General features: G+C 47.1%; 8 protein-coding genes. 6 read left to right on the plus strand and 2 right to left on the minus strand.

Features of this window, described 5'->3' with window-relative positions:
• Positions 1-558: 558 nt before the first annotated feature.
• Positions 559-1,875: a branched-chain amino acid transport system II carrier protein gene (brnQ, locus tag K5Q92_RS13305; RefSeq protein WP_220769526.1), complete on the minus strand. Its 1,317-nt coding sequence runs from the start codon at positions 1,873-1,875 to the stop codon at positions 559-561.
• 548 nt (positions 1,876-2,423) lie between these two features.
• Here brnQ and K5Q92_RS13310 point away from each other — a divergent pair.
• The 6 genes from K5Q92_RS13310 (at position 2,424) to K5Q92_RS13335 (ending at position 12,369) form a co-directional block, all read left to right on the plus strand.
• Positions 2,424-3,182, plus strand: coding sequence for a tRNA1(Val) (adenine(37)-N6)-methyltransferase (locus K5Q92_RS13310; RefSeq protein WP_220769486.1), 759 nt, complete (start codon positions 2,424-2,426; stop codon positions 3,180-3,182).
• 78 nt (positions 3,183-3,260) lie between these two features.
• Positions 3,261-4,487 carry an ATP-dependent RNA helicase SrmB gene (srmB, locus tag K5Q92_RS13315; protein WP_220769487.1) on the plus strand — a complete coding sequence of 409 codons (1,227 nt, stop codon included), beginning with the start codon at positions 3,261-3,263 and terminating at the stop codon, positions 4,485-4,487.
• A 222-nt stretch (positions 4,488-4,709) separates the two neighbouring features.
• A complete protein-coding gene (locus K5Q92_RS13320) occupies positions 4,710-5,930 on the plus strand; it encodes an efflux RND transporter periplasmic adaptor subunit (protein WP_220769488.1) in 1,221 nt (406 codons plus the stop codon).
• Positions 5,930-9,082 carry an efflux RND transporter permease subunit gene (locus tag K5Q92_RS13325; protein ID WP_220769489.1) on the plus strand — a complete coding sequence of 1,051 codons (3,153 nt, stop codon included), beginning with the start codon at positions 5,930-5,932 and terminating at the stop codon, positions 9,080-9,082. Before K5Q92_RS13320 ends, K5Q92_RS13325 begins: the two co-directional genes overlap by 1 nt.
• Positions 9,083-9,288: 206 nt before the next feature.
• Positions 9,289-9,897: a TatD family nuclease-associated radical SAM protein gene (locus K5Q92_RS13330; protein ID WP_220769490.1), complete on the plus strand. Its 609-nt coding sequence runs from the start codon at positions 9,289-9,291 to the stop codon at positions 9,895-9,897.
• A gap of 252 nt (positions 9,898-10,149) precedes the next feature.
• Positions 10,150-12,369, plus strand: coding sequence for a PAS domain-containing protein (locus K5Q92_RS13335; RefSeq protein ID WP_220769491.1), 2,220 nt, complete (start codon positions 10,150-10,152; stop codon positions 12,367-12,369).
• A 24-nt stretch (positions 12,370-12,393) separates the two neighbouring features.
• Here the strand turns inward: K5Q92_RS13335 and K5Q92_RS13340 are convergent, their stop codons facing one another.
• Positions 12,394-13,845, minus strand: a complete 1,452-nt coding sequence (locus tag K5Q92_RS13340) for a hypothetical protein (RefSeq protein ID WP_220769492.1) — start codon at positions 13,843-13,845, stop codon at positions 12,394-12,396.
• Positions 13,846-14,018: the final 173 nt, after the last annotated feature.

The raw sequence follows: 14,018 nt of genomic DNA on the forward strand, positions 1-14,018 counted from the left end.
CTTTATCTTTTCCGGCTTTTACCGTCTCTGCTCTTACCGTCTTAGCCTTTCCGGCTTTTACCGTCTCTGCTCTTACCGTCTTAGCCTTTCCGGCCTTTCTCAGCTCTTCCTAGAACCTAGAATCTAGAACGCTTCGCGGCTAGAGCGGACTTCGTCCTGCTAGAAAAAGCAAAAGCCAAAGGCTCCAAGTTGTTATCTTTTGATTTTCCGCTTTATCTTTTCCGGCTTTTACCGTCTCTGCTCTTACCGTCTTAGCCTTTCCGGCTTTTACCGTCTCTGCTCTTACCGTCTTAGCCTTTCCGGCCTTTCTCAGCTCTTCCTAGAACCTAGAATCTAGGACGCTTCGCGGCTAGAGCGGACTTCGTCCTGCTAGAAAAAGCAAAAGCCAAAGGCTCCAAGTTGTTATCTTTTGATTTTCCGCTTTATCTTTTCCGGCCTTTACCGTCTCAGCCTTTCCGGCTCTTCCCCGGCTTTTAAACAAAAAAGCGATGCTCATAGAGCATCGCCTCAATATTATGCCATCGAACTGGCTTAAGCTATTAGCTTTAACGGCTAGCTTTAGTTAACCGCTAACTGCTCGCTTGGCTTTTTAACCAGCATACAAGCGATAATTGCGATAGCCGTTGGTAGTAACCAAGCCATACCTTCGTTATGCAGTGGCATAAAGTTCAATACACTAACGTCAACACCCGCAGCCTTGATGCCATCGATGATGCCGAAAAATAATGCAACACTCAGTACGATGCGATGAGCCGCTTTTGCATTAGCGAAACGCTCGGTTAAGAATGTCACTGCAACCAATGCGATAGCTACAGGGTAAACCGTCATAAGTACTGGAACGCTGATACTGATTAGCTGAGCTAAACCTACGTTAGCGATAGTCGCACAAACAACACTAACCACCACAACGAAACGACGGTAAGAGATCTTTGGTAGTAGCTCGTTAAAGTACTCACTACAGGCACTAATAAGACCTACAGCTGTAGTCAAACAGGCTAATGTCACAACAGATGACAATAGAACCATGCCGCTTGCGCCAAATTTGGCTGTAACATAGTTAGTTAAAATCACACCGCCATTCTCTGCGCCAACCGCTAAATCGCCTGCCGTAGCACCTAAATAGAACAGTGAAACATAAACAAATGCCAAACCTGCCGCCGCAATCAAGGCTGCTTTAATCAAATAGTTAGTCTGTGCTTTTGGCTCAGTAACACCTTTCTTACGTAAGATATCGATGATCAACATACCGAAGATCAATGAAGCTAAGGTATCCATGGTGTTATAGCCTTCCAAGATCCCCTTAGTTAGCGGGCTAGCTTGATAATCACCCACTGCGGCGCCGATATCGCTACCTGGGATCACGATAACAGAGATCGCTAGGCCAACTAATAATAAGATAAGGATAGGCGTTAATACTTTACCTACGCTGTCGAGTAGCTTACCTGGGAACAGAGCTAGTACCATAGAGAGACCGAAGAAACCTAAGGTATAAATAAGCTGTGCAATGTTGAACGTTAGACCCGCAATCATAAAGGTCGCGCTGGTGTCAGTTAGAAACGGCTTAAAGCCCACTTCATAAGCAACCAGTCCGGTTCTTGGTGCGGCGAACGCAGGACCTATAATGATGAAAATAGAGACGGCTAATGCAGTCGCAGCGATGGGAGGCAGCAATTGCATTATTTTACCGTTCGCTTTAGCGACAGCAATAAGAGTAATAAGAGGAAGGCCGACCGCAGTAATCAGGAAGCCAAACATAGCTAGCGTGATATTTTCACCCGCTAAGAAACCCGCTAACGGAGGGAAAATTAAGTTACCCGCCCCCAAAAAGAACGCGAAGGTCATGAAACCCAAGCCTATCGTATCCGTGATACTCATTTGATTATTCTGCACTTTACTGCCCCATCATAATTTTATTTAGTTAATTATTTCGTGCCATCACATTCCTAAGGCACCACTTAGGTTAATGACAAAAAAATGTGTAATCTTTACTTTACACAGCTCCGTGGTAAATAGGGCCTATTCTTGGCGAGTTTTTGAACAGCAGCGGAAAAAGTAACGCTTCAATTGCTTTAAAACTGGTTTACCTTCTCTAAAATTGAGCTTTTACCCAACAAAGAGGGGCATACTATTAACAGAGTCGTTATAAACAAACAAGCAGGCATACGGAAAAACGGCCAATCTCGATACAAAGCGCAACAAGCCAGCAACAGAATAGTCCCATTACTTACATTCACCCCATGAGCACCCACAAGCTGACACATCCGCTTTAATAGCCAGCATGCTGTTCAAAGTGAGTAACCACTTACATGCAAAAACGCTAAAGCTTGCTTAAAGCATTAACAATTAAACTTAGATTAGTAGATTACGCTATACGCTTGATTAGCGTACAATTAGCTTAACAGTTCAAATCAACTCTTGTTGCAATGCCATTTACCTTCAAACTATTTCATGTCGATGACAGCCGCTGCGGCATGCCTGTTAGCACCGATGGTGTACTTCTAGGCGCTTGGGCACCATTAGTACAGGCCAAGACCATACTCGATATTGGCGCAGGCAGCGGCCTATTAAGCCTGATGGCCGCACAACGCAGCCAAGCTCAGATCACCGCCATCGAGCTCGACAGCAATGCCGCCCTAGACTGTCAGCAAAACTTCGATGCCAGCCATTGGTCTGAACGCCTTGAAGTTATCTGCTGTGATATCCAAGCCTACTGCCAACATGAACCACAGCGACAGTTTGAGCATATCGTCTGTAATCCGCCCTATTTTGCCAATGGGCCACAATCAAGCGATGCCTCAAGGGCAGCGGCACGCCATACTGACAGCTTAAGCTTCGACGCCTTACTGAGCGCCATTAAACAGCTACTGGCACCACAAGGAGCAGCGAGCCTGATTTTACCTACCGAGTCAGTCAAGCTATTTGAGAGTAAGTTGAGCCAATATAAGCTCACGCTAAGTCAAAAATTGCTGGCCGCCAGTGTTGAGGGTAAAGCGGCAAATCGACAGGTATTAGTGCTGCGTCATGCTCTCCTCGCTACAGATGCTCCGAATAGCACAACCGAGCCAAGAGTTGCAGACAATCTTGAAGCGATTAACGAACAGCAACTTTATATTCGTCAGAAAAATGGCCAGTACAGCCAAGCCTTTAACCTATTGAGCCGAGATTTTTATTTAAAGCTTTAAGGATCTGGTGATCTAATCGTTTCAAGTCGCTTCTATAAGCTTTATAATGTCCGGCTATTATTTATTGAGATGCCACGCATGCAATTTGAAGATCTCCAGCTTGACCCTTGTTTGTTAGAGTCATTAAAAGCAATGGGCCACAACAAGCCCACTACGATACAACAACAAACAATCCCAGTTGCCATGGAGCAAAGGGATATCTTGGCGCGCGCGCCAACGGGTACGGGTAAAACTGCAAGCTTTCTTCTGCCAGCGTTGCAACACCTAATCGACTTTCCACGTCGATATGGCGGCCGAGCGCGTGTATTAATCCTGACGCCTACTCGAGAACTTGCGAGCCAAATTCATCGCTATGCCAGCCACCTTGCCACAGGCCTAGGTCTTGACACCGTCATCATCACAGGTGGTGTTCCTTACGGTCCTCAAGAGGAAGCGCTACAGAAGAACGTTGACATCTTAGTGGCGACTCCAGGCCGTTTGATGGAGTACTTAGATAAGGGGCACTTCAACGCCGAAGACGTTGAAATACTGGTGATAGATGAAGCCGACCGCATGCTAGATATGGGCTTCTCGGCTGTGGTTGAGAGCATTGCAATCGAGTCGGTTGGCCGTAAGCAAACCATGCTGTTCTCTGCAACGCTTGAAGGCAGCGACGTGGGTCGTTTCTCACATCAGTTGCTAACTAACCCAGTTAGACTAGAGGCAGAAGCACCACGCAGTGAAAAAGCCAAGATCCATCAATGGATCCATCTAGCCGATGACAAAGCCCATAAGTTTGCATTGCTGGCAGCACTTTTAAAGCAAGAAGAAGTTCAGCGCACCATCGTTTTCGTTAAGACCCGTGAAGCGGTTGCTAGCCTTGAAGGCCTGCTACAAAAAGAAGGCATCGCTTGTGCGTTTATGCGTGGCGATATGGAGCAAAAAGCCCGTTTCCAAGCACTAGGTCGTTTCACCAAAGGTGAAGTCAATATCTTACTCGCAACTGATGTTGCTGCACGGGGTATCGACATTGACGGTATTACCCATGTTATCAACTATGACATGCCACGCTCTGCAGACACTTACGTTCACCGTATCGGTCGTACGGGCCGCGCTGGCGCCAAAGGCACTGCTATATCATTGGTTGAAGCCCATGATATCCGCGTAGTCGGTAAAATTGAGCGCTATATTGGTCAGCCTCTTAAGCGTCGTTTCATTAAAGATCTACGCCCTAAAAACAAAGAAGCTAAGCCACCAGGAAAGAAGAAAGCAGGTCCAGAAGGCAAAAACTTTAGTAAGAAAAGCAAGAAGAAAAAGAAGAAGTAAGATTCGTTTTTCTTAACCAAAAGGGTCACATCACGTGACCCTTTTCTGTTTGTACCAATTCCCTCAGCAACTCGCTATCTCATTGCGTTCGATAAGCAAAACTTAAGAACAACCTTAACGCCACATAATGAAACATATTATTTACAAATAAAGATGTTACCTTGACTCTGACTCTGGTAATTTATGCAATTAGAAAAATCTATGCATGGAAAAGCAGATCAGATGATAAATAAAATTAAAACAATACTTAGGAGAATGACTCCTCTCTTTATTCTTCTGGCCTTTATTATCGCCGCTCAAATTCTGATTAGTACCAAGGAAGCACCTGAGCAGAAAGCCGATACCGCGCCCGTCCCTATTGTTGATGTCACCGAAGTAAAACGCCAAACCGTGTCACTCAACCTGCCCTCTTATGGAGTGGTAACGCCAAAATATAAGACGCAGTTAGTCACCGAAGTACAGGGGCGCATGTTGTCTATCTCGGCTAATTTTGTAGCCGGTGGCGTGGTAAAAAAAGGGGATGAGTTAGCCGTTATTGAGCCATCTGATTACGAGGCGGATCTAATGCAAGCGCAGGCCTCTCTGGCCAAAGCTAAGGCAGCCCTAGAGGAGGAGCGCGCCAAGGGGGAAGTGGCAAAGAATGACTGGAAAGGTTATGACGGCGGCATTCCACCTGAACTTGGCCTACGTCTCCCACAGCTCAAACAAGAACAAGCCAATGTTAAGTTCCAGCAGGCAGCCCTTGCTCGGGCACAGCGTAATCTTGAGCGTACGGTTATTCGTGCGCCATTCGATGGCATCATCAAGGCTCGCAACGTCGATCTTGGTCAGTACGTCACTCTAGGCACTAACTTAGGTGAATTGTATGACACCCGCATCGCCGAGGTGAGGCTACCGCTATCGAATAATGATCTAGCTTATCTCGAATCCGTCGACAATCCTGACACCGATGTTAGCCTAAGTGCCGATCTCGCTGGTCGAGTGATCACTTGGCAGGGACAGATTGTACGTAGCGAAGGGGTTATCGATGCTGAAAATCGTATGGTTTTCCTCGTTGCCGAAGTCAAAGATCCCTACCTACGCGATAACCGAGTAGAAGGCCAGCTACCACTGAAATACGGCACCTTTGTTACCGCAGTGATTAAGGGGCGTACCGTAGACGGCATCGTCAAGTTGCCACGTCATTTAGTGCGGGATAATAAAGTCACTATTGTTAATAGCGACAATAGCATCGAACTTCGCAGCGTCAATGTGGTGCGCACCGATCTGGAAAGTGTCTACATCAAGGACAGCCTCAACGATGGTGAGCGCGTGTCACTGACGAACCTGAGCAATGCTGAGGACGGCCAGATAGTCAAGGTTGTCGGCGAGGATTCTAGCTCTAATCAAGAGTCTCAGAGTGAACGCAGTGAAGAGCAGCTCGCTAGTGCGGGTGGTCAATAATGAACGGCCAAAACGACACCCAGAAAGGGATTATCGCCTGGTTTGCCCGTAACAGTGTGGCAGCCAACCTATTAATGTGGATCTTAATCATAGGCGGCCTGTTCAGCACCTTGATCATCAACAAGGAAGTTTTCCCCTCGTTTGAACTGAACTACCTACAGATCTCCGTTGCCTACCCTGGTGCCGCCCCTCAAGAGATTGAGGAGGGGATCAATATTAAGATTGAGGAAGCGATCCAAGATATTAATGGCATCAAGAAGGTCTCCTCAGTTGCCAGCGAAGGAGTGGGTAACGTCACTATTGAGGTCGAAGATAGTTATGATCCGCAAGATATTCTCGATGAAGCCAAACTGCGCATCGATGCTATCTCCACCTTCCCGGTTAACATCGAGAAACCCAATATTTTCCGTCTAAAACCAGAAAATAATGTAATCTGGATTTCGGTCTACGGTGATCAATCTCTGCAAGAGATGAAAGAGTTAGCCAAGAGCATTCGCGATGAGGTCGCCCTGCTTCCTGCGGTAACCCGCGCCCAAGTCACCGGCGTACGCGAATACGAGATTGGAATTGAGCTGTCTGAAGATAAACTCAGGGAGTATGGTCTAACCTTTTCTCAGGTGGCACAGGCGGTACAGAATTCCTCTATCGATCTACCCGGCGGCTCGATTCGTGCTAAAGATGGCGATATCTTGCTACGCACCAAGGGGCAAGCCTATACCGGCGAAGACTTCTCTCAGATAGTCGTCAGCACTCGTCCCGATGGTAGCCGAGTCATGCTGCCGCAGGTAGCCACGATTAATGATAGCTTCGAAGAACGTCTTGAGTACACCCGCTTTAATGGCCAACCTGCGGCGATCATCGAAGTACTTAGTGTCGACGACCAAAATGCATTGGATATTTCCGAGCAAGTTAAGGCGTATATAGAGCAAAAACGTGACGCCCTACCGGTCGGCGCTAAGCTGGATACCTGGGGCGATCTCACCCATTACCTTAAGGGACGATTGAACATGATGTTGTCGAACATGTTCTACGGTGCCTTGTTGGTATTCATTATCCTAGCGCTCTTTCTAGAGATTAAGCTGGCCTTCTGGGTGATGATGGGGCTGCCAGTGTGTTTCTTAGGAGCCATGCTGTTTATGCCGCTAGAGCCCTTCTCGCTATCAATCAATATGCTGACCCTGTTTGCCTTCATACTGGTGCTGGGGATAGTCGTCGATGACGCCATCGTCATCGGCGAGAGTGCCTATACGGAGATCGAAGAGAAGGGGCACTCCTTAGAAAACGTCGTCAAGGGCGCCAAGAAAGTCGCCATGCCAGCCACCTTCGGAGTCCTAACCACCATAGCGGCCTTTATGCCTATGCTGATGGTATCGGGGCCACAAGGGATCATCTGGAAATCCATCGGCATGATAGTGATCTTGTGTCTGCTGTTCTCCTTGGTGGAGTCAAAACTTATCCTGCCCTCTCACCTTGCCCATATGAAACCACGTAAACCAAGAGAGCAACTAGGCTTACTTGGTCGTTTAAAGGCGGGGTTGAATGACAAGGTGCAGTACTTTATCCATAACCAGTATCGTCCGTTCTTGGAGCGCTGTATCGTACAGCGCTACAACACGGTAGCCGTTTTTGTTGGAGTCCTTATTCTTTCCATCGCGCTGGTTCTCAGTGGTCAGGTGCGCTGGGTCTTCTTCCCCGATATCCCGTCTGACTTTATCCAAGTTCGTCTCGATATGGATGAGGGCAGCTCAGAAGAGAATACCCTTAAAGTCGTGCAAGAGGTGGAGGAAGCGCTATATGCGATGAACACTCAGATGGAAGAAGAGCTAGGCTACCCCGTGGTCAAGCACAGCTTTATCAACATGAGCTCTCGTACCTCAGCCTTCCTGTTTGCCGAACTGACTAAGGGTGAAGATCGTGATGTCGATGGCGAAGCCATCGCTAGCGCTTGGCGTAAACAGTTACCCGAGTTAGTCGCGGTTAAGAAGTTGAATATCAATGCCAGCACTAATGATGCCGGCGGCGATATCTCCTTTAGACTGACATCGAACAACCTCGAGCAGTTATCGAAGGCTTCAGAGGAGCTAAAGCAGAAGCTTCGCAGCTACGAAGGGGTGTACGATATTTCCGATAACTTCTCCTCCGGTAGCCAAGAGATCAAGCTAAAGATCCGCCCCGAAGCCGAAGCATTAGGCCTGACACTGTCTGATCTTGCGCGCCAAGTGCGTTATGGTTTCTATGGTTATGAAGCCCAGCGTATTTTGCGTAATAAAGAGGAAGTTAAGGTGATGGTGCGCTACCCACTAGAGCAGCGCCGCACCGTAGGTCATCTTGAGAACATGCTTATTCGCACACCAAGTGGCGCTGCAGTGCCATTCTCCACGGTGGCCGAGCTGGAACTGGGTGACTCTTACTCTTCGATTACTCGTGTCGATGGTCGCCGTGCGATTACCATTATCGCCAACGCTGACACCAATAAGGTTGAGCCATCAAAAGTCGTTGGCGAGATCCAAGAGGATTTCTTACCCACACTTCAGGCTAAATACCCGAATATCTCTACTGCACTCGATGGCGGCAGTGCCGATGAGCAGAGCGCGCTAATTAGCTTATTACAAGGCTTCTTCTTCGCGCTGTTTACCATCTACGCCCTGATGGCGATTCCGCTGAAATCTTATAGCCAGCCGCTGATCATCATGTCGGTGATCCCCTTTGGTATGATCGGGGCCCTATTCGGCCACTTCATCCTAGGGCTGAATATGAGTATCTTAAGCCTCTGTGGCATCGTTGCACTGGCGGGTGTAGTGGTTAATGACTCCCTAATCTTGGTTGACTTCGTTAATCGTGCCCGCGCCGAGGGACACAGTATTGTCAAGGCGGCGGTTAATTCTGGTTGTTACCGTTTCAGGGCTATCATCCTGACCTCGCTCACCACCTTTGTCGGCTTAGTACCTATTCTGCTTGAGCGAAGCCTACAGGCACAGATTGTGATCCCTATGGCAGCATCCTTAGCGTTCGGTATTTTATTCTCTACCGTAGTGACTTTAATCTTGGTGCCAATTCTGTACATTATCTTAGACGATATCAGGCGAAGCTTTAGACGTTTCTTCCACTGGTGGTGGCAACCAAAATCGGCTCAGGAGCAAGCTCAGATCTAATATCTTAAAATGCCCCAGAGCAAGAGCAACAACACGGGTGTTAAAAACGCAAGTTAACAAAGGGAGGCATTTTGCCTCCCTTCTTATACAGATAGGTATCAATACATTTTTGAAGGCTACAATGCCGTCAGAATCCGATCTAGCAAACAGATTTCAATCGACTTAACCGTTATGCTTGGCGGTCTTATTTTCAGCAAGATGCTCTCATGACCGATAATCAGCCAACGCTCGTTTACGATATCCGCGATAGTCGCTACCTTAATATTACAGGTCGCTGTACCTTGCAGTGTCAATTCTGCCCCAAACATAATGGCAGTAAACAGGTGCACCAATATCAATTGGATCTGAGTCGCCAACCTAAGGCTGAAGAACTAATTGCGCAACTCGGTGAAGTGTCTGAATTCAATGAATACGTGTTCTGCGGTTATGGCGAACCCACCCTCAATTTAACCACCCTGCTTGAAGTGGCCAAAGAGATTAAACTGCGTGGCGGCAAGGTCAGAGTCAACACTGATGGGCTGGGCAACCTGTTTCATCGGCGCAATATCTTACCGGAGCTAGCCACCTGCGTTGATAGTCTGTCGATTTCGCTCAATGCCAATACAGAAGCACTATACCAGCAGCATTGCCGTCCCAAACTAGCAGGCGCTTACCCTGCTTTGCTTGAGTTTATAAAGCTAGCCCCGCAATATATTGAAGATGTGCAAATATCGGCAATCAATGGCTTAGAAGGAGTTGATATCCAAACTTGTCGTGAAATAGTTGAGGCCACGGGTGCCACCTTTAAGCAAAGGGAGCTCGACATCGTCGGCTAGCAGTCTCGTTGCCTAGAGCGCGTCCCCATATATCTAGCATGTCGATAAATTGTCGAGGCCACTGGCGCCACCTTATAAGCAGGGTAAGCTGTTAGCAGCGGCTAATCTCATACCATTGCTCGCTAACATTCAAGTTTAGTGAGGAACAAGAGGACACTGTAAAATCTTGTTCTAATGGGATTAACAAACGCTGGTTGAGGAATGAATTCGTGTTAATATAAAGCGCATAATAACGGCAATAAAAATCAATCGATGCTGACCCGCAAACAATCTCTATTAATCAGTGCCCAGGGGATCCATTGGTCCCAACAACGCATTTTAGCTGCGGCCAGTCAATTCTGTATGCTGCTCGTGACTGTGATTATCCTGACTAATATCATTATCACCTTAGGTGAGCGACGCTTGCAGGAAGACTGGGCCACACAACGCTATAGCGAGCTTCAGGCCGTTGGCGCTATGATCTCTGATAAAGTGACATTCCAACAGTTTCGCACCCAGATGTTTGCAAAGTCTGAACTGCTCAAGCACTACCTAGCACTCCCCAGCCAAGAGAACCGAGAAAAGCTCCTTGCTAACTGGAATATTCTGGTAGATAACATCCCAGAACTGTTAGGTATTGCCCTGTATGATCCCCAAGGTCAACACCAGTTTGCCACCAGCAATGATTTTGGTAAGGATAGCCTACCAGCCGCATTGCTCGGTCCCACACGCAATATGGGCGGCAATGAGATCTATACCTCTCCGCTAGAGTTTACCCCGATTAATGGCCAACTCGAGCCCTACATGTATCAGTTTGCCTGGCTTGAAAACCCTAATCAGAGTGTGCGTGGCTACCTTGTTGCCTATAACTCAATGTCAACAATGCTTAGAAGCATCAAACCCGCCTACTCTAGCAAGCAAGCACCATTACTGATGTTAGACACCCAAGGCTTGCTCTATGCGGGAGCACAATCAAAGCCAGAGATTAGTCGCTTACCTGAAACCATGGGCGGCAGTTTAAAGCAATCCTACCCTGCTCTATGGCGCAAGATGGCAATGAGTAACTTTGGCCAATTTCACGGTGATGTGGCGACCTTTGTGTACCTCAAGGTTGAGTTAACAACCCAATATGAAACCCGCCGCGAATATTTCTTAGTGTCTTACATCAAGAATGAAGATATCGCTGCCAAGTTTGCCCAATGGCGCAATATTCTCATTGCAGGGGCCATTTTACTGACTCTATTAGCCAGCATAGTAATCTTCTTAACTCACCTGTACCGCTTAGTGCAGCGTTCCCGTGAGTTCAGTATCGGCATGACCAATCGTTTATTCGATAGTGACGTTGGCTGTATCATTGCCAATGATAGCGGCCGTGTACTCATCGCAAACCCTGCCGCATCTCAGCTACTGACACTGCCTCTGGAAGATCTCTCAGATCGCAGCTTACAGCGCATTCTGAATTTAGATGATGATCAGTACAGTGAGTTTTTACATAAGATGGACACGGAGCAGCACTGGCAAAGTGAACTTAATACCGAGACGACTCCCTATACTTGGCTAAAAATCCGAGTGCGTATTGAAGTAAGCATCGATAAGAAACGTCACTACATGCTGGTCACTTTTGAAGATATCAGCGAACTAAAGCAGAGCCAGAAAGAAGCAACTCTAAACGCCTTACTCAACGATGGTCCTGTTGCTAATGTGCTCACAGATGCCAAAGGCCTTGTGGTTAAGTCAAATAGCGCCTTTAAGTCTCTGCTGCAAATTGAAGATAATGAGGCGTTAAACGTCAACCATCTACTAAGTGAAGATTTTAGTAAACATTGGCCACAGATTTCCCAACAGTTGATCATCCAAGGCTCTTGGAAGGGGCAGGTCTTTGCCAATACTAGCCATATCGAAGATAGCTGCTTACAAGCAACCCTAAAAGGCTACTTAGACGGCGCCGGAGAGCTGGAGTATATCCTTTGCTCTTTTGAACATGCCATACTCAAGCCCGAGAATAGAAAAGGCAGTACCTTGGTGCCACAAAGAAGTACCATCTTCAACCATAAAGACGACTTAGAAAGGTATTTCAACAACCTGACTCAACACTGTAAAGACTTCTCTAGCTTACTCATGATAGATATCAGCGCCGAAGGTATGTTGAGTCATATGAGTGATATGGGCCAACTTGAGTCACGCCAGAAAGAGGTGGAGGTTCATCTGTTGCGAGATCTTCCACACCGTTACCAGATGTCCCATTGGCAGCTTGGTAAACTCATCGTAGTATTACCGGATACCGACTCTGATCAGGCTCATTACTTTGCTATCGAGACTCTCAACAAGCTCAATGATAATGGCCTTGGGGAAGGTATTCATATTGGCATCGCCTCCTACCAGGCGGGGCAAAATCTGGAGCAGTTTATCGCCAATGCCGAAGTTGCGCTTAAGCGTGCTAAACAAACTGGAGAGCAAAATATCTGCCAGGCTTACACGCGGCAGATAACCTAAGCTCTAACCTAAGCTCCCAAGCCCTCACTCAGAAAGAGGGCTTGTTGCTTTTAGCTCCTCTTTCACCTTTAGTTCCTCTTGAAAAGGCAGCTCTTCCATACTCTCGATACCTGAAGGCAGGTCACTCTCGGTGATCTCAATAATTGCAGAACGGTTCATGGTGATCTTGTAGCGCGCATACTGTGAGGCTTGCTTGCCTTCACGCAAGGCCACAATCAAATTCACCTGATAACGACGCTCAACCGAGTCGTTACTGATCTTGCCATCCTGCTCCTTATAAATTTTGGCCTTCCCCCGCTCAAGATTACGTGCAAAAGGTACAAAGCTGAAGTTGACCTGCTCTTGGATCCTAGAGTATCCCGCTAAGAAATCCTTCTGAGAAACCCGAGTATGGATACCGTAGTGAAAGATCTCTGCATCGATCTTATTCTGGCTATGGCGCTTAGTGAGGATTTTAGACACAGCCTCTGGCAACTCTTTTTTGCGCATAAACTCAAGCCAGACCAACTGGCGAGCGATAGTATTTTTACTGGTGGTATCACGGAGTATTCGGCTCCAGCGCGGTCGGCCGCGTTGAATAATACGCCACATCGCATTTCGAATATCGTCTTTAAAGATCTCACGGAAACCATAAATCACCGCCAGCGTCAGCACTAAGGCAATCGTCAGGCCACTAAAAAAGCCTTGCGCCTTAATGATCAACGCCGAGACCACCAACATCACCATGCCAGTTGCAATCCCTGTCGTCATCTTCTTAAGCCCAACGCCTAGTGTCTTTAGCTCCTCTTTAAGTACCACCCCCTGCTGGATAAGACGGCGCAGTAGCAACATCTTATTAGCAATACGGTTAGGATCTTTAATGGTTTGCGTCGAGTTATAGTTGTGGTCTTCTCTATACTGGGCTTCAGCCCTGCACAAAGCGACCACCTTGTCGGTGATTTCAGTGAAGTCACTGCTTCTTGGTGCATGGGCTAGAAGCTTGAGTAGACGCTGCTCACATAACCAAGACAGATAATTATCGGCATTTTCAAAGTAAGACTTCCACTTCTCATCACTGGGTTCGTTACGCCTAAATCGCTTAAGCAGGTTCACCACCTGCTCACTCAATTCAAAGAGAGAACTATAAAAAGTCTCAAGATCTTCAATCTGGGCTAACTCTTTACTATCGGTCTCAATCGCAACGGCAAACTGATAGGCAAACAAGTTCAGATAAAGCCTGAACTCATCTACCGTGCGTTTTTTCTGGCTCACAAAACGGCTCTGAACGAGCGGAAGGTGTAGACCCGATGAGTAATATGAGCGGCGCCCAGTAATCGAGGAGTGATAATACTCCTCCTCATTGAGGCTCTGTGGATTAATGCCCATTTCTTTAGGAAGAAAAAAATACAGATCGAGGCGACGGTTATCACCGAGCTCCATCTGATGGATAAACTTAATCGAAAGTGACTCTTCCTGTTTTATCTTTACTTTAGACACGTATACCTTTTTAAATGTACGAGAAAACCATAATGACAGAGAATAAGACTAGCTTAAGTGTAAATGACTTTTGGAGGTAACTAAGATCTTAGTTTTTAGACCAGCGGTTCCACTGCGAGAAGCCTTTAGGGCATATCTGTGTCTTGCAACTGGGTTAAGTCACTCGAGCTTGC

Source organism: Shewanella sp. MBTL60-007 (assembly GCF_019654915.1).
Classification (GTDB): Bacteria; Pseudomonadota; Gammaproteobacteria; order Enterobacterales; family Shewanellaceae; genus Shewanella.